Below are 25,258 nucleotides of genomic sequence, written 5' to 3' on the forward strand. Positions count from 1 at the left end.
GCCGGTGGCCTCGACGCGGTCGTCGCCGTTCCGCGTCGAGAACCTTCGTGTGCACGGGCATCCCCAGCTGCCCCGGGGCGAGCCCCGTCCGAGTGCTCAGGGCGTGTACAGCGACTGCAGCCTGGTCACCCGTCCCTCTCCGTCGAAGCTCAGGTCGAATCCGAAAAGTGCGGGCGCCGAGGGCGACCGGGTCGCCAGGCGGGTGACGAAGTCGGCCTGGGAGTACGACGCGGGGTGCTTCGCGTCGCCGAGGGGGACGGACAGCAGGACCTTGGCGTCCTTCGCCATGGGCACCTCGGTGTAGGGCCCCTCGCCCGGGACGATCACCCATGCCTCGAATTGCGGATGCGCCTTCTTCTGCGCGGGCCGCACCGACAGGTACGTCACGCCGCCGCTGGTCCGGGCGTCGTCGATCTGCACGAACTGCTTGGTACCGGCCCAGGGGGCGACACCGGCCGAGGGCGTCACCTCCGGCGCCGCACCGGCAGAGGACGGCGTGGCGCCGGAGGTCGCCCCGGTCGGAGCCGACGTCGCTCCCTCCGGAGTCGCGCCGCCGCTCCGCGCGGTGACCGGGGACGCTTCGGCGGCCGGCGTGGCGGTCGTCGCCGATGTCCCGGACGCGGCGGTGTCCGCCTGCCCGTCACCCTGCCCGCCGCACCCGGTCAAGGTCGCGAGGCCGAGAGCGAGAGCGGCGAGGCAGCGCACGGTGGTACGGCGATGTGAGACGTACATGGTCAAGGTCCCCCACGGATCAGGTGCGTTACTGGATACATGACCTCTACGCGCTGCCCCGCCCTTCAGGTTGCACCTGGATCCGATCCGTTTTCCCACCGCCCGCGGCGGAGTTCGCGGAGCCCCCGGAGGACTCACCCGTCGAGCCAGTACGCCTCCCGCAGTGAGTGCACCCGGCCCTCGCCGTCGTAGTCGATCGCGAACACCCACCGTGGCCCGCCGGCCAGCGGGTCAACCAGCCCTCCCAGCTCCACGTCCGCCGGCTCCCCGTCGCCGAGCCGGCGTGTCTCCACCGGCAGCCCACGCGGCAGCGTCAGCGTGTGCACCACGCCGGTGGGCGCCGTGGTTCCCCCTACGCTACGGAGCCGCTCGACGGTGACCCGTACCGTGTCCCCCTCGGCCACCGCGCCGTACACATGGCCCAGCTCGGTGGCGTACTCCTCACCTGGTGCGGGTGCCGGCGCAACGAACGGCGAAGCGGTCGGCGTGGGGGCGACGGCCGGCGGTTCCGGACCGCGAGGAGCGCCGGTCAGTGACAGCCCACCCACCGCCACAGCGGCGACGAGCAGTACCCCACCGGACGTCAGAGCGGCCCGCCTGCGGCGCACGCGCTGCTCGCCGCGCGCCCGGATGCGATCCGCGGCGAGCGGCGCCGCCTGCCGCCGGCCGGACGCGGCGAGGTCGGCCAGGTAGGTCTCCAGCACGGTCTCGTCAGCCATGACGCACCTCCGGCAGGCGGGTCGTCCGCGGCAGCCGGGCCGTCCGCGGATCCAGGTCGGTGTCGGCGAGGAGCCGCGCCAGCGCGGTCCTTCCCCGGCTCAGATGTGCCTTGACCGTACCGATGGGACAGTCGGCCTCGGCAGCCACCTGTTCGACCGTCAGGTCACACAGGTGATGGAGCACCACGGCCCGGCGCTGGGCCTCGGGGATCTGCCGCAGCGCCTCGACCAGCAGCACATGGTGCGGTTCCGGTGGCGGTACCGAGGCCGGCGGGCCCTGTCTTCGGTCGAAGGCGAGCGCGGTGCGCACCCGCCGCCACCGGCTGACCGCGAGCCGCCAGGCCACCGTGCGCACCCACGCCTCGGGGGCGCCGTTCAGGTCCAGCTCCGCCCGGCGTTCCCAGGCCCGGACGAATGCCTCCTGGACCACGTCCTGCGCCTCGGCGAGGTCGCCCGTCATCGCGTACAGCTGGCCGATGAGCCGACCGACGCTCGCGGCGTAGAAAGCGTCGAACTCGTGCTCGTGCGCCTCCCGGGCGCGGCGCGATTCATCTGATGGTCGCATGATTCTCGTGTCACGCTCCGCGGTGCCGTCCGGTTCCCGCGCCGCACGAGAAGCCGGCGATTCGGCGGCGGTGCCGGCCGTGGTGCCGGCCGTGGTCACCAGGTGGGCCGCGGTGCGGTGCGGCCGGAGGCGCAAGGTGGTCGTCTCAGCGATGCATCCGCATGGCGAGACGGATCGGCAAGCGGAGCAAGCCCGTCCGTATATTCGTACGCATGTCTGTATCCGCTCTGTCGTTGTGCCACGCGCTGTTCGCGCAGTCGACGTGGTGCGTCGACGACGGTCTCTGTCGCAGCTGAGCCCTCCGGCGCGTGTCCGCGCCGTCGACAGCCAGTGCCACCGTCCGCCGTGCATCACCTCGGAGACCTTCGTGACCACCGCGCCTCCCGCCGGGCCCGCCGCGCCGCCGCGCGCTCTGCCCGCCCTGTTCGTTCCCTCTCCCACCTCCGTGCCGAGGCCCGAGGCACCGCCGCTGCCTCCCGTACGCCGGGCCCCTCTCGTCGTGTCCGGTCTGCTCGCCGTGGCGCTGACCGCCTATGTGTGGAGCGCGCACGGCGCCAAGCCCGGCGTGCTGCTCCTGGTCGGGCTCGGTCTCGGGGTGGCCCTGTTCCACTCCCGGTTCGGCTTCACGTCCGCCTGGCGGCAGCTCATGGCGGTCGGCAACGGCAGCGGGCTGCGGGCGCACGCCCTGCTGCTCGGCACCACGGCGACCTTGTTCGCCCTGATCATCGGCACGGGCACCGGTCTCTTCGGCTCGCAGCCCGCACCCTCGGCCGGACCGCTCGGCGCCGGCCTGGTGCTCGGCTCGCTGCTCTTCGCCATCGGCATGCAGCTCGGCGGGGCGTGCGCCTCGGGCACGCTGTTCGCCGTCGGTTCGGGGCAGAGCTCGGTGCTGCTGACCCTCGGCGGGTTCATCGCGGGTGCCACGCTGGCCGCCTGGCAGTTCGACCTGTGGAAGGACCTTCCCGCATGGGAGCCCGTCGTCCTCTCCGATCACGTCGGGTGGTTCGGCTCGTGGGCCGTGACGATCGCCGCGCTGCTCGTGGTGGTCGCGGTCACGCGGCGCGTCCAGGCTCGTCGTAATCCGCCGCCCCTCGGGCCGGTTCCCTCGGCTCGCACCGCCGCCGTCCGTGCCCTCCGGGGCTCCTGGCCGCTTGCCGCCGGCGCACTCGTACTGGCGGTTCTCGGCGCGGCCGTGCTGCTGGTCTCCGGCGGCGCCTGGGGCATCACGAGCGCGTTCAGCCTGTGGGGTTCCGAGCTCGTGGGGGCCCTCGGTGGCAACCCGGAGAACTGGACCTGGTGGAAGCAGCCCGGCAATGCCGAGATGCTGGCGGGACCGGTCCTGGCCGACAAGAACAGCCTGACCGACATCGGCATCATGATCGGTGCTGCCGTGGCCGCCGCGCTCGGCGGCACCTGGGCCCTGCACCGGGGCATCCCCTGGCGCACCGCCGTCGCGTCGGTGCTCGGCGGCGTACTCATGGGCATCGGGGCCCGGCTGGCCGGCGGCTGCAACATCGGCGCCTACCTGGCGGGCATCGCCTCCGGCAGCCTGAGCGGCTGGGTGTGGGGCGCCTTCGCGCTGGCCGGCACCTGGGTGGGGCTCAAGCTGCGCCCGATGTTCGGCCTGGGCAACCCGAAGCCGGGAGACGGCGTCTGCTGAACGCCTCCGGCCCGTACGCCGGATCGCCGACCCCGCCCGGACCCGCCACGCACTTCCCGAGTCGTGGCGGGTCCGGGCGTCTGTCCGCGGGGGCTGCCACGCGCCTGCAACGTCCGGTCGTCGACCGGGATCTTCCCGGACCGGCCCGGCACGGACACATGGGGGCTGTCGACGCCCGTCTTCGAGCGCGTGGGCCTGACCCTCGACCACCGCTACCACCCCGAGGACAAGCTGACCGCGAAGGCGCCCGGACCGCCGGCTCCGCGCGGTACATCCGATCCGCGCGGACCGACGGGACCGCCTACGGAAAGACCTACCTGACCACCGACGACATCCGTGGCACCCGTGAGCTCTCGTTCGAGTCCGGCGCGGAGCCCTCGGAGTGGGGCACGTCGGCGGACGCGGCGGCCCCGCCCTGAAGTGACCAGCTGATCCCGCCCGGACGCGAGGACCCGTCCCCCGGGGCGGGTCCTCGCGCTGTGCGGCGGGAGCGAGCGAGGCCGCTGACGAGGGCTCCTCTACGATCACCCCTGTGTGCGCCCACGTCATAGTCGCGGAAGACGACGCGAAGCAAGCCGAGTTGGTACGCCGTTATCTGGAACGCGAAGGACACGCCGTCACCGTGGTGCCGGACGGCCTCTCCGCGCTGGAGCAGGCCCGTCAGGGGGAGCCCGACCTGCTCGTCCTCGACGTGATGATGCCGCGCGCCGACGGACTGGACGTCGTCCGTATCCTGCGCGCCGAGGGCAGGGAGACGGCGGTGCTCATGTTGACCGCCCGCGCCACGGAGGACGATCTGCTCCTCGGGCTCGACCTGGGCGCGGACGACTACATGACCAAGCCGTACAGCCCACGCGAACTGATGGCACGTGTGCGCACGCTCCTGCGGCGCACGCGGCGGGACGCCGGCCGAGAGGAAGGCCCTGTGCTGCGGGTGGGCACGCTCGTCGTCGATCCCCTGCGGCACGAGGTGGCCGTGGACGGCGCGCGGGTCGAGTGCACACCCGGCGAGTTCCGGCTCCTGGCGGCGATGGCGGCCGAGCCCGAACGCGTGTTCACCCGCGAGCAGCTGCTCGCCGAACTGCACGGCTTCGACCGCTACATCAGCAGCCGTACGGTCGACGTGCACATCATGAACCTCCGCAAGAAGATCGAACGGGCACCCCGGCGCCCGGCCAGGCTGCTCACCGTCTTCGGCATCGGCTACAAGCTCATGGACCCGCTGAAGGGAGCAGGGCGTGCCGCGGCGCGCTGAGCGGCCACGGCGGCGACCGCCGCTGCGCAAGAGCCTCCTCGGCAGGATGCTCGCCGTGTCGGCTCTCGTAGCGGCGTGTTCGGTCGCGGCGACCGCGTGGCTCGCCGTGCAGACCACGTCCGGTGCGATCGAGCAGGAGCAGGGCCAGAACCTCGCCGCCGACACCCGGGTCCTCGACACCCTGCTCGCCCATGCCGCCGCACACCCCACCTGGGACGCGGTGGGGGAGACCGTGGACGAGCTGGCCGGGACGTCCGGCCGGCGCATCACACTGACCACCCCGGGCCGCCGGATCATCGCCGACTCGGCGCACGCCTCCGAGGCATCCCCGCCGCCCGGTCTGCCGCCCCAGGCGTCCGCCGTCGTCGACCCGCTCTCGGTCACCGCGGTGCAGGCCGGGACCGGAACCGGGGCGGAGTCGGCGTCGGTGACCGTCGCGGCGCCCGGCGCCGAGGGCGCGAGGAGCCCGGGCGACGACCGGATCGACGCGCGGGCCGTCGGCCCGTTCCGGCTGCCCGCCGCCGAACGCACGTCGTTGCGGCGTGCGGCCGAGGAAGCGGTGGACTGCCTCGGCCGGTCCGGGATCGCCTCGGACGTCGTCGAGGCCCCCAGCGGGCGGGCCCGCGTCCAGGTCGTGGGCAACGATCCGGACCGGCTGCGCGGCAGCCGGTGTTCCACGGACGCGCTGGACACCCCCACCCCGACCGAGGAGAAGGCGCTGACTGCGCTCAACGAGCTCGTCAACGCCTGCCTCGACCGCCAGGGGCGCGAAGCGGTGCGGCTCGCTCTCGACCTGTCGTGGAGCACGTCCGAGGGCCCCGCCGCCACCGCCGTCCCCGAGCCCGTGGCCGTACCCGAGCCCAGCATCAGCGTCCCCCGGGAGGCGCGGCCGACGCCCTTCGCCACTCCCTCGCCCCTGGACAGCGAGAACGACCGCGACATCGCGTCCTGCGTCGGCATCGCCCGCCAGGAACAGCTCAGTTCGTACGTGGCCTCACCGGCGCTGCTGTTCATCAGCGACCCCGGCGGCGGAGCGGTCCCCGGCTTCGAACTGTCCTCGGCGAACACGGCGAAGATCGTCGGGGTCGCGGCCCTCGTTCTCGCGCTCACCGTCGGCGCCTCGGTCCTGGCCGGAGTCCGGCTCGTACGCCCGCTGCACGCGCTCACCGGGGCGGCCCAGCGCATGCGGGACGGCGCGGACCCACCGCAGGTGGTGGTCACCGCCGACAACGAGATCGGCCGGCTCGCCGCGGCCTTCAACGACATGTCGGCACACCGCGCCCGGCTGGAGGAACAGCGCAAGGTGATGGTCAGTGACGTCGCACACGAACTGCGTACACCGCTGAGCAACATCCGGGGGTGGCTGGAGGGGGCACAGGACGGTGTCGCCGAGGCCGACGCCACGTTCGTCTCCTCGCTCCTGGAGGAGGCGGTGCAGCTGCAGCACATCATCGACGACCTCCAGGACCTGTCGGCGGCCGACGCGGGTGCACTGCGGCTGCACCCCGAGCCCGTACGGATCGGGGAGCTGCTCGCCCATGTGGCGGCGGCCCACCAGGCGCAGGCCGACGCGGCGGAGGTCCGCCTCACCGTCGACGAACCCGCCGGGAAGGAGCCGGCCCCCGCGCTCGACGCCGACCCGGTCCGGCTGCGGCAGGCCATCGGCAACCTGGTGGCCAACGCCGTCCGGCACACACCGGCGGGAGGGCGGGTGACGCTGCGCGCGTACGCGGCCCGGACCGGGGACGGGCGCGACGAGGTGGTGGTGGAGGTCGAGGACACCGGCAGCGGGATCGCGCCTGAGGACCTGCCGTACGTGTTCGACCGCTTCTGGCGCGCGGAGAAGTCGCGCAGCCGCCGCACCGGAGGCAGCGGCCTGGGGCTCGCGATCGTCCGCAAGCTCGTGGAGGCGCACGGCGGGACGACCGCCTTGGCCAGCACGGTGGGCCGGGGCTCGGTCTTCACCCTGCGGCTCCCACCGGCCGGCCCTGATCCGATGGACACGGCGGTCTGACAGCTTCCTCACAACTTCACTCCAGGCTGAGGGCATGCCCGGCGCCCGACGCGCATCCGTGCGCGGGCACCACCAACGCCGAGCTGGAATCGGAGTCAGCCATGTCCCTTCGTCCCACCCTGCGCACCGCGGTGCTCACCGCCGTCGCCATGGGCGCCGTCCTCCTCCCGACCGCCGCGGCCGTCGCCGACGGCACCCCCACACCGGCGCCCGCCGAGCGCACCGCGACCCCCGTCCCCACGCCGTCGGAGCCCTCCGAGGTCTCCACCCCGGTACCGGCCGAGTCCGTTCCCGCCGGCACGATGCCGCGCGGCGGAGTCGACGCCGGGGAGCGTACGGCGCGGGGCGCCGGCGACACCGCTCTGTACGGCACGGCGGCGGGGGTGGTGGCGCTCGCAGGCGCCGGCGCCTACGTGATCCGCCGCAGGTCGGCCGCCCAGCGCTGATCCCGTGCCGTGGCGCCGTTCCCTGCTCGGGGGGCGGCGCCACCAGCGGTTTGCCCGCGACTGGGCGGCGCCACCAGCAGTTTGCCCGCGACTGGGCGGCGCCACCAGCCGTTCCCTGCTCGGGGGGCGGGCGCGCCATCAGCCGTTCCTCTCTCCGCCTCTCGTTCTCGTTCATCACGCACCGGAGTTCTCATGCCCCTCACCCCGAACCCGTTCCGGCGGGCCGCCGTGACCTTCACGGCGACCGCACTGCTGCTCGCCCCCCTCGCGGGCTGCGGCGCGACGGACGCCCCGGCGCCCTCGGGCAGCGCTTCCTCGGCGGCAACCCGGTCCGCCGATGCGCCCAAGGCCCCCGCCCCGGCCCGGCTGACGGTCCCGTCACTCGGCATAGACAGCTCGCTGCTGCGGCTGGGACTCAACGAGGACGGCACGGTCGAGGTCCCACCGGCCGAGGAAGGCATGACGGCGGGCTGGTACGCGGGCGGTGCCGTCCCTGGTGAGAAGGGCGCCGCGGTCCTCATAGGCCACAACGACACCCGCTTCGGCAAGGCCGTCTTCCACGACCTGCACGCGATCGAGAAAGGGGCGGACATCGTGGTGGCCGACGGGAACGGCGAGGAATCGCACTTCACGGTCACCGGCACGGAGACCGTCCGGAAGATGGCCTTCCCGACCGAGAAGGTGTACGGGGCGACCGGCGAGCGGGTGCTCCGTCTGATCACGTGTGACGGAGCGTTCGACGCGGACGGCCACCCCGTGGACAACCTCATCGTCTACGCGAAGCTCCGCTGACCCCGGCCTGCTCCACACGGGTGACGGCGACCAGGGCCAGGTCGTCGGCGAGGACCCCGTCCGTGTGGAGGTGCGCCGCCCGGGCGAGCTTCTCCACCACGGCCGGGGGACCTAGACGCCACACCTGGCGCAGGTCGTCGTCGGGCGCGTAGAAGCGCCCCTCGGAGTTACGGGCCTCGAGAAGGCCGTCCGTGCACAGCAGGAGCAGATGCCCCGGACCGAAGGGACGGGACTCGTCCGCCCACGGACCGGTGTCGAACTCGCCGAGACCCAGGGGCAGCCCGGGATCCCCGGGCTCCCAGACCTGGAGAGAGCCCTCGTTCACCAGGAAGGCCGGGCAGTGGCCGCGGTTGATGAGGCGTACCTCCGCGCCGTCGGCCGGGATCTGGGCGATCGCCGCCGTGGTGAACCGCTCGCCCTCGACGGCGTCCTCACCGCTGACCTCGGCGATCTCCCGGGCATGACGGGCCACCACCGCGTCGAGATGGCGGGCCAGCTCCGGCAGTGTCGGGGTGTGGTGGGCGGCCTCGCGGAAACAGCCCACCAGAGCGGCGACACCAGGCAGGGAGTCCAGCCCCTTGCCACGGACGTCACCGATCAGCAGCCGCACCCCGAACGGGGTGTGCTCCGCCGCGTAGAGATCGCCACCGACGGAGGCCGCGTCCGAGGCGGCTTCGTACCGTACGGCGATCCAGGTGTCCCCCCACCACGCCCGCACGGGAGGGAGGACGGCGCGCTGGGCGCTCTCGGCCACCTGTTTGGCACCCTGCAGTCTGCGGCGCAGGATCAGCCGCAGACGGCACAGGGGCACGGACGCCCAGGCGAGGACCACCATGGCGGCGTAGTCGACCACCGCGTGTTCCGGGCCGGTCGACATGTGGCTCCAGAAGAGAAGGATCAGCCCGGCCAGGCTGTTGAGGACGGCCACGCCGACCACCGCCCGCTGTGAGTACACACACGAGGCGAGCATCGAGCTCAGGATCAGGAACACGTCCCCGCTGAACGGCCCCGGCGTGGGCAGATCGACGGCCAGCGCGAGCACCACCAGCACGAACGGCGCGATACGTGTCCACGCGGGGAGCAGGTCGCTCTCGTTCTGCGGCGCGTGCGTGGTCAGGCCGGTCGCCGTGCGATACGGGCTCACTGCATCGCCTTCCAGGGGTGCGTCAGGCAGGCCGCCGCCGGGGCAGGCTCTGCGTCCTCCCTCCCGACCTTGAAGCCGGCCGGCCCGTTCCGCACTCCGGAGCCCGGGCCGCACCGCGAGGCAGCAGGAAGCCCCGGGCACGCCGGGCGCGCGGCCCTCGGCGCCGGGTCACAGCCGGTCACAGTCGAAGCGCTTCGATTCGGCTGTCGCGCGCCTGACACGCACTGCCTCGCCCTCTGTGCCCGGTTGTGGTCCGTCGCGCAAGACTGTTGACAGCCCGATGCGCGGGTGCGATCTTCGAAGCGCTTCAATGAACTGGCCGTGGGGGCCGCGTACGCCTGAAGGCCCGTCCAGCGCGGAGGCCCGACAGCCCGCGCGACCTCGACCCACCTGAGGACGGACATGGCGTTCTTCGACAATCCCGTGATACCCGGATTCAGTCCGGATCCGAGCATCTGCCGCGTGGGCGACGACTACTACGTGGCGACGTCCAGCTTCGAGTACGTCCCCGGCGTACCGCTCTGGCACAGCCGGGACCTCGTGCACTGGCGGCTGATCGGGCACGCCCTGGACCGTCCCTCGCAGCTCGAACTGCCGGACACGGCCCCCGCCTCGTGCGGGGTGTACGCGCCCACCCTGCGGTTCCACGACGGGCGGTTCTGGATGATCACCACCGTGGTGGCCGGGGCGGGCAACGTGCTGGTGACCGCGAAGGACCCGGCCGGCCCCTGGTCGGAACCCGTGCCCGTCGCCATTCCGGGGATCGACCCCGACCTGGCCTGGGACGACGACGGCAACTGCTGGTGCGTCTACTCGAACGACGGCATCCGGGCGGTACGCCTGGAGCCGGACACGGGCGAGCTGTTGAGCGAACCCGTGGCGATGTGGTCGGGCAGCGGGCTCAAGTACCCCGAGGGCCCTCACCTCTACCGGATCGGTGACTGGTGGTACCTGCTGCTCTCGGAGGGCGGTACGGAGAGCGGCCACGCCATGTCGGTGGCCCGTGCCCGCACCCTGCCGGGCCCGTTCGAGCCGCACCCGGACAACCCCGTGCTGTCGCACCGCAGTACGCAGCACCCGGTGCAGAACACCGGACACGGCGATCTCGTGGAGGCCCAGGACGGCACGTGGTGGATGGTGCTGCTGGGCACGAGGCCCCGCGGTGACACCCCGGGCTTCCACGGCATGGGGCGCGAGACCTTCCTGGTGCCGGTCCGCTGGGAGGACGAGTGGCCGTTGCCCGGGCCGCTGGAACTCCGGGCGGAGGCCCCGGCGCTCCCTGCGCACCCCTGGCCCGATGAGCCGTACCGCGACGACTTCGACGCGCCCGCCCTGGCGCCCTGCTGGGTGTCGACGAGACGCCGTGAGCCGGGCGACGTACGTCTCGACGAACAGCCAGGACGGCTCGTGCTGCACGCCCGTGCGGACAGCCTGGACCAGCCGGGCGCCCTGTTCGTGGGCCGGCGCCAGCGCGACCCCGACTGCAGCGCGCGGACACGGGTCGAGGTGTCTGCGGGCGACCGGGGCGGGATCGCGGTACGTCTGGACGAGGGGCACCACTACCAGGTGGAGGCGGTCGACGGGGCGGTGCGCGCCGTGGCGAGGATCGGCCCGTTGCGTCAGACCCTGGCTGAACGGGCTCTGCCGACCGGACCGTTGACGCTGCGCATCGACATCACCACCACCGGCGTGCTGCCGCCCACCGTCACGAAGCGGCCGGAGGAGGCCGAGGCCGGGCTCCTCTCCGGGCTCCGCGTCGGCGGACCCGACACGCTCCGCCTCGGGTACGAGACCGAGGACGGCCACTTCGAGATCCTCGCGGAGCTCGACGGCCGTTACCTCACCACCGAGGTCGCCGGCGGCTTCACCGGACGGGTCATCGGGATGTACGCGACCCAGGGCGCCCCCGCCTTCGACTGGTTCGAGCTGCGGCCCGCCTGACGGCCTTCGCCGCGGCCCGGCCGCCCCATCGGCGTACCGGGTCGCGGCAGGACGCTCAACGGCGCCGCGCGGCTTCCAGCCACTCCAGGACCTCCGGGGTGACCGGGTCCGTGATGTCGGCGAACTCCTCGTGCTTCTTGAGGAACTTCGCCACGTAGGGGCAGACCGGCACGATCCGCTTCCCCGACGCCCGTACGTGGTCCAGCGCCTCGCGTACGAGCACGGACGCCAGGCCCTGGCCCGCGAAGGCGTCGTCGATCTCGGTGTGGAAGAAGACGCGCTGCTGGTCACGGTCCCGGTAGGCGGTGAGTCCGGCCGTCACCTCGCCGACGCGGATCTCGTAGCGGTGCCTCGCGTCCACGTTCTCGACGGTCGGGGTGGCGGCGGGCTGAGTCATCGGGTGCCTTTCGGGTGAGCCGGATTGCCACGCGGTGCGATGGTGGCGTTCGGGAGGGAAGGGGCGGGGATCCGTTCGCCGGGGTAGCCGTCGACATGGCCGAACCGCTCGGACGCGGCCTCCCAGTCCTGGCGCGCCCGGACGATGTCCTCGTGGCTGCGGCCCACGAAATTCCACCACATGACGATCTGTTCCTCGAACGGGGTACCGCCCACGAGCACGGCTCGGGCGGGGACGTCCGACTCGTTGGCCAGTGTCACCGTGGCGTTCCCCGGGGCGAGGTAGCCCAGTTCGGCGGGGCGCAGCAGGGTTCCGCTCATACGGACGTCGCCCTGGTCGACCAGGAGGCCGTGCTCGAAGGAGACGTCCGTGTCGAGCGTCGTGCTCGTGTGCGGCGCGAGCACGATCTCGGCTCCGAGCAGCGGGGTGAAGGAGGGGACGGGGGAGGTGTCGCCGGCCAGTGAACCCAGGAAGACCCTGATGACCGCGCCGTCCCGGTGGACGGGGCCGGGTACGTGGTGACGGAAGTCGCGTCCGGTGTTCCGGTGCTCCTCCGGGAGCGCCACCCACAGCTGCACGCCGTGCAGGACCGTGGTGCGGGGGGTGGAGACCTCCGTGTGGCTGATCCCGTGACCGCCGGTCATGAGGTTCAGCTCACCGGGGCGTACGAAGGCGTGACTGCCCAGGCTGTCGCGGTGCTCGATCTCCCCGCTGAACAGCCAGCTGACCGTCTGCAGTCCGGTGTGCGGATGGGGAGCCACGTCCATCCCGCCCGTCGTCGCCACGTCGTCGGGACCGTAGTGGTCGATGAAGCACCAGGCCCCGATGAACGTCCGCGCTCGCTGCGGCAGTGTGCGCCGCACCGTCATGGCTCTCGGGCCGCCCAGGGGCACCTCGCGCGCGGAAAGCACCTCGACACCGCTCATCGCGCGCACCCCGGCCCGCAAAGAGTGATTTCATGTTCAACAATCATGCTTGATGATAAGCCGTCCGCCGTCCAGGCGCACGGACCGGCTCGGGGCGGCACGCCCCGGTGAGGAGAGCTCAGGGTGAACGGTACGGACACGGTCGGCGTGGACAAGCGGGTCTACGTCGACAAGCAGAGCCCGAAGGCCTATCACGCGCTGGCGCAGACCGCCGAAGCCGCGCGCACGGTCGCCGCGGAGGCGGGCCTGGACCGCGCCCTGGTGGAACTCGTCAACCTCCGGGTGTCACAGATCAACGGCTGCGCGTACTGCCTGGACGTGCACACCAGGGCCGCGCTCCGCGAGGGTGAGACCACCCGGCGCCTCGGGGTCCTGGCAGCCTGGCGCGACACCGAGCTGTTCACGGCCCAGGAGCGCGCGGCCCTCGCCCTCGCGGAGGCGACGACGAGCCCCGCCGACGCCGCCCTGCAGGAGGACGCCTACGCGCTGGCGCGCCGGACCCTCTCCGACGAGGAGATCTCCGCCGTGATCTGGGTGGCCGTCACCATCAACGCCTTCAACCGCGTGTCGATCATGAGCAAGCACCCCGTGCGCGGCGGTGTGCCCCGGCAGTGACTCCGGGGGAGTCTTCGTACGCACCCTTCCCCGGCCGGTCCCGAACCACCATCCTGAAGCCGTGACCGAGGACGCGAGAACCGACGGCTTCCACTGGGAGATGTACACGAGTGGCCGCCCGGCGCACGGTGACCGGACCCTCGGCGTCGTCCTGACCCTGGCGCACGTCCTGGCTGTCGTCGGGGTCCTCGTGCCCGAGCCGGTGGCCGGACTGTTCCTCGGGGGCGTCTTCGCGCTCTTCTGGGGGAGCATTCTCATCCCCCCGTGGATACGCGACCGCCGGTCCGTCGTGGCCGCCGACATCAGGCCCGGCAGCCCCTCGCTGCTGGTGCTGCGCAGGCACTCCGGTGCGCAGGTCACCCTGCCCCTCGGCACGTTGACGGATCTGAGGCCCCTCACCGTCGGGTACCGGTCCGCCGACAGCAGCGGGCACGACATCCTGGAACTGGGTTTCGGCCGCAGGACCTACCGCACCCGGGCCGCGTTCAACCCGCCGGCCAACGACGTACGGCTGCTCAAGGACGCGCTCGCGGGCGTGTGTCCCCGGGCGCGCGTCCACCCCGAGCAGAACCGTACGACCTGGGTGTCGGACAGCGGCTGAGCCGACGGTGACCCGGCGGCTCCGTCCGCCTCCCGCTCCCTTCCTTCCGACCCCCTCCCGCCCTTTTCCATCCGCCGTACGGGTGAACTCCGCCCTCACCGTGCCGTGCGCCCGGCAGGGGTACTGCATCCGTGTCGCCCTCGCGTCTGGAATACCGGTGGGCGGTCACGGGGACCGCACCCGCCCGGAACGGGAGGACGTATGAGAACCGTGTCCGGTCCCACGGACCACGTGGTGGTGGTCGGAGCCGGTCTGTCCGGTCTCGCCGCCGCCCTCCACCTGCTCGGCGCGGGCCGCAGCGTGACCGTCGTCGAACGGGACCCCGGCCCCGGCGGCCGGGCGGGGCGGCTGGACATGGACGGCTACCGGGTGGACACAGGGCCCACCGTGCTGACCATGCCCCACCTGGCCGACGAGGCTTTCGCCGCGGTGGGGGACAGCCTCCACCGGCGGGTGGAGCTGGTACCGCTCCACCCCGCCTACCGGGCTCGCTTCGCGGACGGCAGCCACCTGGACGTCCACACCGAAGGCGAGGCGATGGAGGCCGAGGTCGGACGCTTCGCGGGAGCGGCGGAAGCCGACGGCTACCGCAGGCTGCGGGCCTGGCTGGAGCGGCTCTACCAGGCGCAGATGCGCCGTTTCATCGACACCAACTTCGACTCGCCCCTCCAGCTCCTGCACCCGGACCTGGCACGGCTGGCCGCCCTCGGCGGCTTCGGGCGGCTCGATCCGCAGATCGCCCGCTTCCTCTCGGATCCGCGGCTGCGCCGGGTCTTCTCCTTCCAGGCGCTGTACGCCGGAGTCACGCCCGCCCGCGCTCTGGCCGCCTACGCGGTCATCGCCTACATGGACACCGTGGCGGGCGTCTGGTTCCCCAAGGGCGGCATGCACGCCCTGCCCAGGGCGATGGCGGACGCGGCGGCCGGTGCGGGAGGCCGGTTCCGGTGGTCCGCCGAGGTGAGCGGTCTGGAGCGGTCCTCCGGACGGGTACGGGCCGTGAGGCTTGCCTCGGGCGAGCGGATCGCCTGCGACGCGGTCGTCCTGACCCCGGACCTGCCCGTCGTGCACCGGCTCCTGGGCCGGGCCCCGCGGCGCCCGGTACGTCTGCGGCACTCGCCGTCGGCCGTGATCCTGCACGCCGGCACGGACCGGACCTGGCCGGAACTGGCGCACCACACGATCTCCTTCGGCGGCGCCTGGGAGCGGACCTTCGACGAACTCACCCGCACCGGCCAGGTGATGAGCGACCCCTCGCTGCTCATCACCAGGCCCACGACTCACGACCCGTCGCTCGCGCCGGAGGGACGACACCTGCACTACGTCCTCGCCCCGTGCCCCAACACCACCACAGGACCGCCCGCGGCCACCTGGCGCGACCTCGGACCCCGCTACCGCGACAGCCTTCTCGCTGAGCTGGAGCGCAGAGGGCTGGACGGTTTCGCGGCGTCCGTCGACAGCGAACTACTGGTGACGCCCGTGGACTGGACGGCGCAGGGACACGCCGCCGGCACCCCCTTCTCCCTCTCGCACACCTTCGCCCAGACCGGGCCGTTCCGTCCGCGCAACCTCGTACGCGGCCTCGACAACGTCGTGCTCGCGGGGTGCGGGACGACCCCCGGGGTCGGGGTGCCGACCGTGCTCGTGAGCGGCAAGCTCGCCGCTGCCCGGATCACGGGCTCCCGGCGCGTCACCGGTGCGCCCCGCCGGCCTGTCATGGAAGGGCACGACCGATGAACCGCCGTGAACTCGACGCCGCCGGGATCACCGGCCCGGCCCTGCGCGATGCCTACGCCCGCTGCCGCGGCCTCAACGCCCGGCACGGCCGGACGTACTTCCTGGCGACCCGCCTCCTGCCACTGGAACGCCGCTGCGCCGTCCACGCGCTGTACGGATTCGCCCGGTGGGCCGACGACATCGTGGACGACCTGGACCGCCGGCAGCCACCCGCCGAGCGCGACCGTCTGCTGCGTCTGCTGGAGAGCGACCTCGTACACGGGCTGCGCACCGGAGGCGGCGACGAGCCCGTCGTCCGGGCCGTCGCGGACACCGCCGAGCGCTACGCCATCGACCACACGCTGTTCGCCGACTTCCTGGCGTCCATGCGCAGCGACCTGAGCGTCACCGACTATCCGACGTACAAGGATCTGCGTGCCTACATGCACGGTTCGGCCGCGGTGATCGGGCTCCAGATGCTGCCGGTGCTCGGGACGGTCGTGGACCGCGAGGAGGCCGCACCGCACGCGGCCGGACTCGGCGTCGCCTTCCAGCTGACCAACTTCCTGCGCGACGTGGGCGAGGACCTGGACCGGGGACGCGTCTACCTGCCTGCGGACCTCCTCGCGGCCCACGGGGTGGAGCGCCCCCTGCTGGAGTGGAGCCGCCGCAGCGGACGGCACGACCCGCGCATCCGCGCCGCCTTCGTCGAGGCCGAGGCGATGACCCGCGCCGTGTACCAGGAGGCCGAACCGGGAATCGCCATACTGGAACCGAGGGTGCGCCCCTGTATCCGCACGGCCTTCACGCTGTACCGAGGCATCCTCGACGCGATCGCCGACGACGGCTACGCCGTACTGCACCGCCGTGCCGTCGTGCCGCGCGGACGCCGTGCCGCCGCCGCCGCCGACGGGCTCGCCCGCGTCCTGGCCGCGCGGATGCGCCCACGGCCGGACCGGCCGTCGCCGCGCCCGGTCGCCGGAACGGAAGGTGCCCGCCGATGAAGGAACCGCGCCACAGGTGGACCCCACCGCTGAGGATGCGCCGCGCACCACGCTGGGAGCGGCAGGCGGCGACCTGGCGCGACGCCAAGCCTGCGCTGATCGCCGAAGCGCTGAAACGTGCCGGGGCACGGCCCTCGGGCAACTGGTACGTCGTCGGGGCCTCACGCGAGATCGGTGCCCGGGAGGACCGGCCCTGCGGACGCACGGTCGCAGGCGTGGAGATCGTCCTGTGGCGGGCCGAGGACGGCACGCTGCGCGCGGGCCCGGGGGAGTGCCCCCACCTCGGCGCCCCGCTGCGCGACAGCCGGGTGGTGTGCGGGACGCTGCTGTGCCACTGGCACGGACTGGCCCTGGAAGGCGGGCCGTTCGCCGGATGGGAGCCGTACCCGGTGCATGACGACGGGGTGCTGGTGTGGGTCCGGCTCGACGCGGTGGGGGGCGAGCCGCCGCTCGGCGACCCGGTCGTGCCCGGACGGCCGGCAGCGGGCCGCGCGGTCGACGCGGTGTACACGGCGGTGGGCCGGTGCGAACCGGAGGACGTGGTCGCCAACCGGCTGGACCCCTGGCACGGATCCTGGTTCCACCCCTACGCGTTCGTGGGCCTGAAGGTGGTCGGCAGTCCGGAGGACGGCGGTGAGGACGCGTTCGCCGTCGACGTCTCGTTCAAGGTCGCGGGCCGGCTGGTGGTGCCCGTACGGGCCGTGTTCACCGCGCCCGAGCCCCGTACGGTCGTCATGCACATCACGGACGGCGAGGGCGCCGGCTCGGTCGTGGAGACCCATGCCACGCCCCTCACCGCCCCGGGCGCCACGCGGCCCCGGACGGCTGTCGTGGAAGCGGTCGTCGCGGCCTCGGACCGGCGCGGCTTCATCCTGGCCCGAGCCGCCGCGCCGGTCCTGCGGCCCCTGATGCGCCGGACGGCGGGACGGCTCTGGCGCGACGACCTCGCGTACGCCGAACGCCGCTGGTCGCTCCGGAGCACAGGACGCTTTCCTGGGTGACGCTCAGCCGGGGCCTCAGTACAGCGCGGCCCGCGTCGCGAGGGCGCCCAGCAGCCGGGAGCGGCCGGAGCGGGGGACGGTCCAGAGCGCCTGCCCCCGGACACCCCAGCCGGCGAGCAGCTGGTTGGCGGCCAGGAAGCCCGAGGTCGCCGCGCGTTCCATCAGCGCGACGGGCAGGCCGGTGCGGACCATGTCGCCGGCGAGGGTGACGTGCGGGTGAGGCGTGCGCACGGCCGGACGGCGGCGGTAGCCGCCGACCGAGAAGACGGGACAGTCCGCACGCCACTCGTGGACGGCGTCCACGACCCGGGCGTCGGCGGTCTCCGGGTACACCTCGTGCAGCCGGTCGAGGATCCGCCGCTGCACCTCCTTGCGCTCGGCGCCCTCGTCGACGGCGTACGCGTGGAGCTCGACGACGCTTCCGCCTGTCCCCGCCGCCCATCGGGCCGCTTCTCCCTCCCAGCGGTCGAGCACGCTGACGTTGTCGAGACCGTCGTACCCGCTCGTGCCCAGGAACCCCGGGCGGTCGTCGCGCACCGGCCGGTCGAGCCACAGCCTGGAGACGAGGAACGGGGGAGCGGTGCGCAGAGCGGCGACATCCTCACGCCAGGCCGCGTCCCCCAACTGCTCGGAGGCGCCCACGACATGGCGCAGCCCCGGTGTGTCGAGCGCGAGGACCACGGCCTGGTGCCGGTCGGCCGCCCCCTCGCACTCCACGACCAGGTCCCCGTCCGCCAGCGTCCGGACACGGCGGACGTGTGTGCCGGTCCGCACCTCGGCGCCGTGCCCCCGCAGGTATCCCGCCAGCGGTTCCCAGAGCGCCTGGGGGAACGGCTCACGCGGCACGTCGAAGAGGAGGCCCTCCGACGACCCCAGGAAGTAGATGTGGAACATCACCATGAGTTCGGCGGCGGACAGTTCGCGCGGGTCGGCGAAGAAGCTCCGGGAGAACACCTCGAAGGCCAGATGGCGTGCGGCGTGCGGGAAGTTGATCCGGTGCAGGAAGTCCACCGCGCTGATGTCGTCGAACCGCTCGTACACCTCGGGCACGCGTACGTCCAGCAGCGGAAGGGCGGCCCGGGGCTCCATCGCGGCGAGGTCCCGCCACCCGAACGCAGGGCTCAGCGCGACGAATCCGAGGGCGCTCCACGGCGGGGTCCGGGGCATGTGCGCGAAACTGTCCGCCAGGCCGTCGCGGTGCCGCAACGGGTAGTCCGGCAGCGGGGTGAGCGAGCTGAGGCCGGGGTCCGTACGGCGCAACAGGCCCCGCAGGTTGTAGTACTGCCGGAAGAAGGCGTGGAAACCGCGGCTCATGGTCGCCTGCGATCCGTCGGCGAGACGGACCGGCCACCCGGCCAGGCGGCCACCGAGACTCTCCTCGCGTTCGTACAAGGTCACGCGTACGCCGCGCTCGGCGAGCGCGGTCGCCGCCGCGAGTCCCGCGATGCCCCCGCCGACGACCGCCGTGGACGGAACATCGCCGGTCAGGCGCGCCCGTCCCGGCGCCGGCAGCAATACCTGGGCCCGCCGGTCGCGTCCGTGACGGGCGGCGCCGGAGCGTGTGCGGGCGTTCACGGGGCCTCCGTCCGGGCGGCGAAGGTGTGGACGACACCGGTCTGCCAGCCGGCGACGGGCACGGTGCGCACGTACGGGAACCCGGCGCGGGAGATCCGCCGCGCGAACTCCGGAGCGGTGTCGAACGCCAGCACGCTGCGCCACAGGTGGAGGTACAGCGCACGGTCCCCCGTCAGTGTGCCCGCCGGGACGATGACGCCCCGGCACACGGAGTTCCACACCGCACGGTGTACCGCGGACCCACTGAGGCTGTACTCATGGGCCAGGAGCCGGCCCCCGGGCCGCAGCAGGGCGCGCACCGAGCCGAGCACCGCGTCCGGGTCGGTGACGTTGCGGAAGAGGTAGGCGGCGAAGACGGCGTCGTACGGTCCCTCGTCGGCCGCGGCGGAGAGTTCCTCCGCAGACCGGTGGAGGAAACGGAGGCCGGCCGGCCAGCGCTTGGCCCGGGCCCGTTCCAGCATTCCGGCGGAGGCGTCGACAGCCGTGATCCGGGCATCCGGAAAGGCCTGCGCCAGAGCCCGTGTCGACGCGCCCGTACCGCAGCCGAGGTCGAGCAGCCGCAGGCCGCGTCCGCCGCGCGGCAGCCGCAGACGCGACGCCGACCGGCGGAGGTCGGTGTGATAGCCGGGATTCATGGCGGTGAGCCGGTCGTAGGTGTGCGACGCGTGATCGAAGGCGTGGGCCAGGTCATGGTCCCGCAGCAGGGTCATGGAGGGCTCTCTCCGGATCGGCCGGCGGACCGGCGGGTGAGGAACGGCAGTTCGGCCGCGGTGCGGAGCATCGGTCCCACGGGCGTACGCAGCCCGATCCCGAACTCCTCCCACGGTGTGCTCCCGCCGTCGAGGAAGCGCAGCAGCCGCTCCATCGGGACGCGGCGGAACAGCTCGGTGAAGAAGCGCGGACCGTCGACGCGCCCGGTGTCCAGCGCCCGGAGCAGGACCGCGTCCATGGCGAGGGCCCGGCGGCCGTGCGGCGGCGGAACGGCGGGGCGGCCCCCGCGCACAGCGGCGGCGATGGCGCGGCTCTGGCGCTGCACGGCGGCGAAGGTGTAGCCGGTCGCCGGCCGGGTGGCGCCTCCGGCCGTGCCGATACGGAAGGTGGCGGGCCCGGTCCGGCGTGCGAAGCGGGCATCGGTCATCGGGATGACGCCCTGCTCGGCGGAGTCCACCGCCAGAGGGCCCAGCCGAAGCACCCGGGTGGTGTAGTGCCGCAGCGCCGCGTCGTAGGCCGCCGTCGTCAGCGGCCGCCGGGAGAACTCCGTGTACTCGACCAGCGCCCGGTCCGGCGCGAGCGGCAGGACGTATCCGAAAGCGAGGCCGTGGCGCGGCTGCGGGACCCGGAAGTCCATGAGGTCCGCCACGCCGGGATCGAAGCGGTGGGAGGCGGTGCGTACGAACCAGCCGCGGAAGTGCTGGAGCAGCAGGGTGCGGTGCGGCGGGGTGCCGTGCACGGGCCGGGAGTCGAAGACGTACCTGCCGCACAGGGTGAGCGGCCGGCCCTCGGCCGTCGTGCAGCGCACCTCGCCGCCGTACGGTGTGTCGCGCACCTCGTGGGCGGTGGCCCGCAGGACCCGGGCTCCGGGGAAGGCTGAAAGCCGGGAGTGGACCAGTTGTTCGAAGGGCTGGGACCGCACCATGCGGTAGCGCAGGGGCGCGGGCTCCGACTCGACGACGCTCCCGTCCGCCCCCCGCACCCGAAGCCGCCGCCAGGACGCCACGACGGCCTCCTCGAACTCACCGGGGCCCTCCTCCCAGTAACACCAGGTGCGCTCCGCGGGCCGCAGCGGGCCCTCGGGGGCCTCGACCAGCGTGACGCCGGTCGTCCCGGTCCTGGTCAGCCAGTGGGCCAGACAGAGGCCGGCCGCGCCGCCGCCCACCACGACCGCGTCGTCCACCGGCCGCCCCCGGTCGTACGTCCCCTCGGCGCCGCCGGTCACGTCCGGGCGGCTCCCGCCGCGCGGTCGGCCAGCACCTCGCGTGCGGCCCGGCTCCCCGAGGCCAGCGCGCCCTGCACGGAGCCGGTGGCCCGGTGGTCCCCGCAGACGTAGCGGCCCGGGGCCCCGGCACGCGTCGTACGGCTCAGCGGCCAGGGCGGGCGCATGGCGGGCAGGGCGCCCTCCACGGTGCGGGAGGCAACCGGCTCCCAGCCGCTCGTGTCGGTGTCGTACAGCTCCGCCAGCCGCGCGCGCACCGTCACCTCCCCGCCCGGAGGGCCGGCGCCCAGCACGGAGGTGGAGATCAAGGACGTGCCCGGCGGGGCGTATCCGGGCGCGACCTCGGTCAGTACACAGCTGTTGAGGACGGCGAGGCCGCCGTCGACGACCAGCGTCGGCTCGGTCAGGGGGGAGCGGTCCGAGGCGTGGTAATACGTCGTGACCGTGCGGCTGTCCGGTACCTGCAGACCGGGCAGCAGCCCCGCCGCCGTCACGGCGTCCGTGGCCACGACCACCGAGGCCGCCGACCGCTCCCGGCCGTCCGCCAGGAGCACCCCGGCGTCCGTGACCTCGGCCACGGGCGATTCGAGCCGCAGAACCCCGTCGGGCAGGCGCTCCGCGAGCTGGGCCGGCACGGTTCCGATGCCCCGGCCGGGCAGACACAACGTGCCGCGCGCCATGCTGCGCCAGACCAGGTGGAAGAAGCGCGCGGAGGTCTCCAGTCCCTCCTCCAGGAAGACACCGGACAGGAAGGGCCGCAGGATGTCCTCGATCGCCCGAGGCGAGAGCCCGGCGCGGACGAGCGCCTCCGACGTCGTGCGGTCGGGCATCCGGCCCAGACGCCTCGCGGGCAGCAGGACGTCCCGGGCGGTGAGCGCGGCGAGTGCGGCGAGGTCCCGGGCGGGGAGCACGCGTCCCGGCAGCAGCTGCGCCGCGTCCCGCGGACGCCGGGTCGGGTCGGTGAGGCGCACCCGCCCCGAGGTGGTCCGTGCGATGAGGCCGGGAGTGAACGGCCGCAGGCGCAGTGCGCGCAGGTCGAGGCGCCTCTTCACCTGTGGGTAGGAGGTGTTGAAGACCTGGAAGCCGCGGTCCAGCAGGAATCCGTCCCTGCGGTCCGTGCGCATGCGCCCGCCCACCCCGTCGGAGGCCTCCAGCAGTTCGACGCGCAGTCCCGCCGCACAGAGGTCGAGCGCGCAGGCCAGCCCGGCGAGGCCGGCGCCGACGACGACGGTGTCGGGCGGCGCTGGGTGCTGTCGGTTCGTCATCCGTTCCCCTCAGCTCCGTCCCGCCTGCGACGGCACGTCCGGCGGGTGGTCAAGCCGATCACGAACGGGACGGCGAAGCCAGCAGCCGCCACGGGCATCCCCTCAACGGGTGACCCGTCTGTACGAAGCCGGGCCGCTGTACGAAGCCGGGCCGTCGCCGGGCACGCCCTCCGCGCGCGGGGCCGGACGGCCCCGCGCGTCGCTCAGCGCACTGATGCTTCGCTCTCCACCGGCTACCGTCCGGCGTCGTGCGGATCGGTCTGTACCGCACCCGCGGCCCGTGAGCCCCGTGTCAGGTGGTGCAGCACGATGCTCAGGGCACGGCGAACGGCCTCGCGGGACTCCTCGGTCGGATCGACGCCCTCGAAACTGTGGTGGCCGTTCGGTACGTCGACCACCTCCAGGTTCGCTCCCGCACGGTCCGCCGCTTCCATGAACTCCTCCACGGTGGCCGTGATCGCCGCCGTCTCCAGTCCGGGCCGCACCAGCACGACGGGCAGCGAACCGGCGCGCGCGACCGCGTCCACCGGGCGGAAGCGGCTGTCCAACTGCCCCCAGTTCGGCAGCGGCGCCATGACGGGGTAGTTGGCCGCCAGGCACCGCAGCCAGGCCGGCGGAGCTCCCAGCCACGCGGCGCTGATCGGTCCGCTGCCCGAGAAGAACCACAGGGCGATCCGGTCCGCGTCCACCCGCGGATCCGCCCGCACCCGTTCCACCGCCGCGGCCACGTCGGCGGCGGCCCGCTCGTACTCGGACACGGCGTGCAGACGATGCTCGACGACCACGCCCACCACTCCCCGCCCCGCGACCGACCGCGCGTACCCCGTCAGGGCCGGCCAGTCGCGGGGGGCCGGGTGCGCCTGCGGGGGCACCGGACCGCCGTGGACGAACAGCACAGCCGGGAGGGGGCCCTGCGCGGTGGGCGGCACGTACAGATCGAAGTCGGCGTGCCGCTCCCGGTCGATCCCCGGCACGTCCAGCAGGAACGGCCGCAGATGGGCAGGCGGGCGGGCGTCGTCGGGAGCCGTCAGCCGGTGCCCCTCACCGGCCGCGGCGCTGAGCAGCACCTTGGTGAGGGCGGCTGGGGCGGACAGCATCGGCCAGTGTCCGGTGGGCAGTTCGAAGAAGGTGATCCCCGGGGCGGTCAGTGCCCGCATGGCGGGGGCACCGAAGTCCACCTGCGTCTGGACCATGCTGATGGTCGTTCCGCTGCCGGTGCACAGCACTCCGGTGACCGGCACCGACGCCACGGCGCCGGTCAGTCGCAGGGGCTGCACCAGCGTGCCCAGGGGGTGTGGAGCGGCGAGAGCGGTGAGCCGGTCCAGCGCCGCGTCCGGGACCCCGGCCGTGCTGCCCCACAGCTGCCATTCACCACGCGCGGGTGGCGGCAGATCCGTACCTGCGCCGTGCGCCCCGCTCCCTGCGCCGTCCGACCCGCTCCCTGCGCCGTCCGCCCCCGCCAGGCGCGCACGCAACCGGGGGTCGGGCAGAGCGGCCGAGGCGGGGACGCCGTCCTGCGGCATCGCCGAATCGAGGTAGACGATCCGGGCGACCTGCCCCGGCCGCCGGTCGGCCGCCCCCAGCACCGGATGGATGCCGTAGTCGTGGCCGACCAGCACGATCTCCCCGCCGCCAGGCCGCCCCACGGAGTCGATCACCGCGAGGACGTCCGCGATGTGCGTCTCCAGATCGACGACCGCGCCTGCGGCCGTGCGGGCTCCGCTGAGGCCCGAGAGCGCCACCGCGCGGGCATCGGCGCCCTCGGCGGTCAGCCTGGCGACGGCGTCGTCCCACACATGCGGGCCGGTGAACAGGCCGGACACCAGAATGAACACGGTCATGGTCTCTCCTCGACGAGCCGTCGTAAGAGGACCGGTCCCATCGCCGGCCCCTCTCGCGGGTACCGTAGGAACTCCCCCTGAGGGAGGTTCAAGTGTTCTCGTCGTACGACGGTCTGTGCGGCATCGGCGAGCTCGCCGAGCGTGCGGGAGTCAGCGTCAAGACGGTCCGCTTCTACTCGGACAGCGGGCTGCTGCCCGAGGCGTCCCGCACCGCCGGAGGACACCGCCGTTACGGCCCGGACTCCCTCGCGCGGCTCCGGCTGATCCGCTCCCTCCGTGCCATGGACCTGCCCGTCCCGTCGGTACGCCGCATCCTCGACGAGGAGGACACCGCCGGCCGGGCGGGCGGTGCCCTGGAGGACGCCGTCGCCGGGCAGTTGCGCACGCTCGGCACCCAGTTGAGGGCCCTGCGCTGGCGGGAGGCGGCCCTGCGCCTGGTGCAGGAGTGCGCACCGGACGAACGCGCGGACCGCCTGCGGCTGGTCGGTGCGGTGACGGCGCCGCCGAACACCGCTCCGATGGCCAGGTTCTGGCGCGCCTGGCTGCCGCCACGCATGCCCGCGCGGTCCGTCACCGCGTTCCTGGACGTCGCGGTTCCACAGCCACCGGAAGACCCGGGAACGGCTCAGGTGCTGGCCTTCGCCCGTCTGTACGCGTTCGTGGACCGTCCGTGCGGGGGGACCGAACCCACCCAGCCCCACGCGCACAGAGCGGCGGGAGCCCGGGACTCCGCTGTGCTCTACGCGGGCCTTGCCCAGGCGTACGCCCTGGCCGCCGAGCGGATGCGCGCGGGCAGCGAGCCGCACCAGGGGGAGGCCCTGGACGGATTCGTGGAGGCCTACGCGTCGGCCGGCGGCATCACGGACACCCCGAATTTCCGCCGGGAGCTCGCCCGCCGCCTCGCGGCGGACCCGCGCATCGACCGGTACTGGGAACTGACGGCCGAGCTGATCAGCCCTCCCGACGGGAGCCCGGAGCCCACGCCGGGATCCGCGCACGACTGGCTCCTGGACGCGCTGAACACCCAGCAGGGAATCGCGCTGCCCGCCCAGCGGCCGGGCCGGGCGAGGAGCTGAGTCCCGCCGACGGCCGGCCCGGCGAGCATCCGGCCCCGGGCGA

Annotated in this window: 23 protein-coding genes and 1 pseudogene; 13 read left to right on the forward strand and 11 right to left on the reverse strand. The window is 73.5% G+C overall.

Annotation, left to right across the window (positions count from 1 at the left end):
- Positions 1-96 precede the first annotated feature (96 nt).
- The 3 genes from ACFYQ6_RS08020 to ACFYQ6_RS08030 all read right to left on the reverse strand — a co-directional run bounded on the left by ACFYQ6_RS08020 (position 97) and on the right by ACFYQ6_RS08030 (position 2,016).
- A complete protein-coding gene (locus ACFYQ6_RS08020) occupies positions 97-732 on the reverse strand; it encodes a hypothetical protein (protein WP_361572509.1) in 636 nt (211 codons plus the stop codon).
- A 134-nt stretch (positions 733-866) separates the two neighbouring features.
- Complete coding sequence (locus ACFYQ6_RS08025; RefSeq protein WP_361572506.1) at positions 867-1,451, reverse strand: hypothetical protein; 585 nt, start codon at positions 1,449-1,451, stop codon at positions 867-869.
- Positions 1,444-2,016 (reverse strand): SigE family RNA polymerase sigma factor, encoded by a 573-nt coding sequence (locus ACFYQ6_RS08030; RefSeq protein ID WP_361572503.1) that lies wholly within the window; start codon positions 2,014-2,016, stop codon positions 1,444-1,446. The genes ACFYQ6_RS08025 and ACFYQ6_RS08030 overlap by 8 nt, the downstream gene beginning before the upstream one ends.
- A 367-nt stretch (positions 2,017-2,383) precedes the next feature.
- On the opposite strand from ACFYQ6_RS08030, the gene ACFYQ6_RS08035 reads away from it, so the two are divergent.
- The 6 genes and pseudogenes from ACFYQ6_RS08035 to ACFYQ6_RS08060 all read left to right on the forward strand — a co-directional run bounded on the left by ACFYQ6_RS08035 (position 2,384) and on the right by ACFYQ6_RS08060 (position 8,183).
- Positions 2,384-3,676 carry a YeeE/YedE family protein gene (locus ACFYQ6_RS08035; RefSeq protein WP_388761547.1) on the forward strand — a complete coding sequence of 431 codons (1,293 nt, stop codon included), beginning with the start codon at positions 2,384-2,386 and terminating at the stop codon, positions 3,674-3,676.
- 90 nt (positions 3,677-3,766) lie between these two features.
- A pseudogene (locus tag ACFYQ6_RS08040) lies at positions 3,767-4,095 on the forward strand (glycoside hydrolase domain-containing protein); the annotation flags it as partial.
- 113 nt (positions 4,096-4,208) lie between these two features.
- Positions 4,209-4,931 carry a response regulator transcription factor gene (locus ACFYQ6_RS08045; protein ID WP_361572497.1) on the forward strand — a complete coding sequence of 241 codons (723 nt, stop codon included), beginning with the start codon at positions 4,209-4,211 and terminating at the stop codon, positions 4,929-4,931.
- Between the two features lie 46 nt (positions 4,932-4,977).
- A complete protein-coding gene (locus tag ACFYQ6_RS08050; RefSeq protein ID WP_388762223.1) occupies positions 4,978-6,945 on the forward strand; it encodes an ATP-binding protein in 1,968 nt (655 codons plus the stop codon).
- A gap of 101 nt (positions 6,946-7,046) precedes the next feature.
- The gene (locus ACFYQ6_RS08055) at positions 7,047-7,391 is read left to right on the forward strand and encodes a hypothetical protein (protein ID WP_388761550.1); all 345 of its coding nucleotides are present in this window, start codon (positions 7,047-7,049) and stop codon (positions 7,389-7,391) included.
- 192 nt (positions 7,392-7,583) lie between these two features.
- A complete protein-coding gene (locus ACFYQ6_RS08060; protein ID WP_361572488.1) occupies positions 7,584-8,183 on the forward strand; it encodes a class F sortase in 600 nt (199 codons plus the stop codon).
- Here the strand turns inward: ACFYQ6_RS08060 and ACFYQ6_RS08065 are convergent.
- Positions 8,158-9,327 carry a PP2C family protein-serine/threonine phosphatase gene (locus tag ACFYQ6_RS08065; RefSeq protein ID WP_388761553.1) on the reverse strand — a complete coding sequence of 390 codons (1,170 nt, stop codon included), beginning with the start codon at positions 9,325-9,327 and terminating at the stop codon, positions 8,158-8,160. The genes ACFYQ6_RS08060 and ACFYQ6_RS08065 overlap by 26 nt on opposite strands.
- 402 nt (positions 9,328-9,729) lie before the next feature.
- Between ACFYQ6_RS08065 and ACFYQ6_RS08070 the strand changes: the two genes are divergently transcribed.
- A complete protein-coding gene (locus ACFYQ6_RS08070; RefSeq protein ID WP_388761555.1) occupies positions 9,730-11,268 on the forward strand; it encodes a glycoside hydrolase family 43 protein in 1,539 nt (512 codons plus the stop codon).
- 55 nt (positions 11,269-11,323) lie between these two features.
- On the opposite strand, the gene ACFYQ6_RS08075 is transcribed toward ACFYQ6_RS08070, so the two are convergent.
- The gene (locus tag ACFYQ6_RS08075) at positions 11,324-11,665 is read right to left on the reverse strand and encodes a GNAT family N-acetyltransferase (RefSeq protein ID WP_361572479.1); all 342 of its coding nucleotides are present in this window, start codon (positions 11,663-11,665) and stop codon (positions 11,324-11,326) included.
- Positions 11,662-12,591, reverse strand: a complete 930-nt coding sequence (locus tag ACFYQ6_RS08080) for a pirin family protein (RefSeq protein WP_361572476.1) — start codon at positions 12,589-12,591, stop codon at positions 11,662-11,664. Before ACFYQ6_RS08080 ends, ACFYQ6_RS08075 begins: the two co-directional genes overlap by 4 nt.
- Positions 12,592-12,714: 123 nt before the next feature.
- Between ACFYQ6_RS08080 and ACFYQ6_RS08085 the strand changes: the two genes are divergently transcribed.
- The 5 genes from ACFYQ6_RS08085 to ACFYQ6_RS08105 all read left to right on the forward strand — a co-directional run bounded on the left by ACFYQ6_RS08085 (position 12,715) and on the right by ACFYQ6_RS08105 (position 17,525).
- Positions 12,715-13,206 (forward strand): carboxymuconolactone decarboxylase family protein, encoded by a 492-nt coding sequence (locus tag ACFYQ6_RS08085; protein WP_388761558.1) that lies wholly within the window; start codon positions 12,715-12,717, stop codon positions 13,204-13,206.
- A 61-nt stretch (positions 13,207-13,267) separates the two neighbouring features.
- Entirely contained in the window at positions 13,268-13,807 is a 540-nt protein-coding gene (locus ACFYQ6_RS08090) for a hypothetical protein (RefSeq protein ID WP_388761561.1), read from the forward strand.
- Positions 13,808-14,008: 201 nt separating this feature from the next.
- Complete coding sequence (gene crtI, locus ACFYQ6_RS08095; RefSeq protein WP_388761564.1) at positions 14,009-15,541, forward strand: phytoene desaturase family protein; 1,533 nt, start codon at positions 14,009-14,011, stop codon at positions 15,539-15,541.
- Positions 15,538-16,524, forward strand: a complete 987-nt coding sequence (locus ACFYQ6_RS08100) for a phytoene/squalene synthase family protein (protein WP_361572467.1) — start codon at positions 15,538-15,540, stop codon at positions 16,522-16,524. The genes crtI and ACFYQ6_RS08100 overlap by 4 nt, the downstream gene beginning before the upstream one ends.
- Positions 16,521-17,525, forward strand: coding sequence for a DUF5914 domain-containing protein (locus ACFYQ6_RS08105; RefSeq protein ID WP_388761567.1), 1,005 nt, complete (start codon positions 16,521-16,523; stop codon positions 17,523-17,525). Before ACFYQ6_RS08100 ends, ACFYQ6_RS08105 begins: the two co-directional genes overlap by 4 nt.
- A 15-nt stretch (positions 17,526-17,540) precedes the next feature.
- Here ACFYQ6_RS08105 and ACFYQ6_RS08110 read toward each other — a convergent pair whose 3' ends face one another.
- The 5 genes from ACFYQ6_RS08110 to ACFYQ6_RS08130 all read right to left on the reverse strand — a co-directional run bounded on the left by ACFYQ6_RS08110 (position 17,541) and on the right by ACFYQ6_RS08130 (position 24,139).
- A complete protein-coding gene (locus ACFYQ6_RS08110; protein WP_361572462.1) occupies positions 17,541-19,100 on the reverse strand; it encodes an FAD-dependent oxidoreductase in 1,560 nt (519 codons plus the stop codon).
- Complete coding sequence (locus ACFYQ6_RS08115; protein WP_361572459.1) at positions 19,097-19,810, reverse strand: class I SAM-dependent methyltransferase; 714 nt, start codon at positions 19,808-19,810, stop codon at positions 19,097-19,099. The genes ACFYQ6_RS08110 and ACFYQ6_RS08115 overlap by 4 nt, the downstream gene beginning before the upstream one ends.
- Positions 19,807-21,036: a lycopene cyclase family protein gene (locus ACFYQ6_RS08120; RefSeq protein ID WP_361572456.1), complete on the reverse strand. Its 1,230-nt coding sequence runs from the start codon at positions 21,034-21,036 to the stop codon at positions 19,807-19,809. Before ACFYQ6_RS08120 ends, ACFYQ6_RS08115 begins: the two co-directional genes overlap by 4 nt.
- Positions 21,033-22,298 carry an NAD(P)/FAD-dependent oxidoreductase gene (locus ACFYQ6_RS08125; protein WP_388761570.1) on the reverse strand — a complete coding sequence of 422 codons (1,266 nt, stop codon included), beginning with the start codon at positions 22,296-22,298 and terminating at the stop codon, positions 21,033-21,035. Before ACFYQ6_RS08125 ends, ACFYQ6_RS08120 begins: the two co-directional genes overlap by 4 nt.
- A gap of 233 nt (positions 22,299-22,531) precedes the next feature.
- Positions 22,532-24,139, reverse strand: a complete 1,608-nt coding sequence (locus tag ACFYQ6_RS08130) for an alpha/beta hydrolase (RefSeq protein ID WP_388761572.1) — start codon at positions 24,137-24,139, stop codon at positions 22,532-22,534.
- Between the two features lie 92 nt (positions 24,140-24,231).
- Here ACFYQ6_RS08130 and ACFYQ6_RS08135 point away from each other — a divergent pair, with 92 nt between their 5' ends.
- Positions 24,232-25,215 (forward strand): MerR family transcriptional regulator, encoded by a 984-nt coding sequence (locus ACFYQ6_RS08135; protein ID WP_388761575.1) that lies wholly within the window; start codon positions 24,232-24,234, stop codon positions 25,213-25,215.
- The last annotated feature ends 43 nt before the right edge of the window (positions 25,216-25,258 follow it).

It is taken from the genome of Streptomyces sp. NPDC005494, assembly GCF_042872025.1.
Lineage (GTDB): Bacteria > Actinomycetota > Actinomycetes > Streptomycetales > Streptomycetaceae > Streptomyces.

Excerpts from the sequence above, each read along its gene's own strand:
- ACFYQ6_RS08055 (WP_388761550.1), top strand. The coding sequence starts at position 7,047 with ATGTCCCTTCGTCCCACCCTGCGCACCGCGGTGCTCACCGCCGTCGCC.
- ACFYQ6_RS08025 (WP_361572506.1), bottom strand. The coding sequence starts at position 1,451 with ATGGCTGACGAGACCGTGCTGGAGACCTACCTGGCCGACCTCGCCGCG.
- ACFYQ6_RS08080 (WP_361572476.1), bottom strand. The coding sequence starts at position 12,591 with ATGAGCGGTGTCGAGGTGCTTTCCGCGCGCGAGGTGCCCCTGGGCGGC.
- ACFYQ6_RS08100 (WP_361572467.1), top strand. The coding sequence starts at position 15,538 with ATGAACCGCCGTGAACTCGACGCCGCCGGGATCACCGGCCCGGCCCTG.
- ACFYQ6_RS08130 (WP_388761572.1), bottom strand. The coding sequence starts at position 24,139 with ATGACCGTGTTCATTCTGGTGTCCGGCCTGTTCACCGGCCCGCATGTG.
- ACFYQ6_RS08020 (WP_361572509.1), bottom strand. The coding sequence starts at position 732 with ATGTACGTCTCACATCGCCGTACCACCGTGCGCTGCCTCGCCGCTCTC.
- ACFYQ6_RS08030 (WP_361572503.1), bottom strand. The coding sequence starts at position 2,016 with ATGCGACCATCAGATGAATCGCGCCGCGCCCGGGAGGCGCACGAGCAC.
- ACFYQ6_RS08070 (WP_388761555.1), top strand. The coding sequence starts at position 9,730 with ATGGCGTTCTTCGACAATCCCGTGATACCCGGATTCAGTCCGGATCCG.
- ACFYQ6_RS08105 (WP_388761567.1), top strand. The coding sequence starts at position 16,521 with ATGAAGGAACCGCGCCACAGGTGGACCCCACCGCTGAGGATGCGCCGC.
- ACFYQ6_RS08115 (WP_361572459.1), bottom strand. The coding sequence starts at position 19,810 with ATGACCCTGCTGCGGGACCATGACCTGGCCCACGCCTTCGATCACGCG.
- ACFYQ6_RS08075 (WP_361572479.1), bottom strand. The coding sequence starts at position 11,665 with ATGACTCAGCCCGCCGCCACCCCGACCGTCGAGAACGTGGACGCGAGG.
- crtI (WP_388761564.1), top strand. The coding sequence starts at position 14,009 with ATGAGAACCGTGTCCGGTCCCACGGACCACGTGGTGGTGGTCGGAGCC.
- ACFYQ6_RS08060 (WP_361572488.1), top strand. The coding sequence starts at position 7,584 with ATGCCCCTCACCCCGAACCCGTTCCGGCGGGCCGCCGTGACCTTCACG.
- ACFYQ6_RS08050 (WP_388762223.1), top strand. The coding sequence starts at position 4,978 with ATGCTCGCCGTGTCGGCTCTCGTAGCGGCGTGTTCGGTCGCGGCGACC.
- ACFYQ6_RS08125 (WP_388761570.1), bottom strand. The coding sequence starts at position 22,298 with ATGACGAACCGACAGCACCCAGCGCCGCCCGACACCGTCGTCGTCGGC.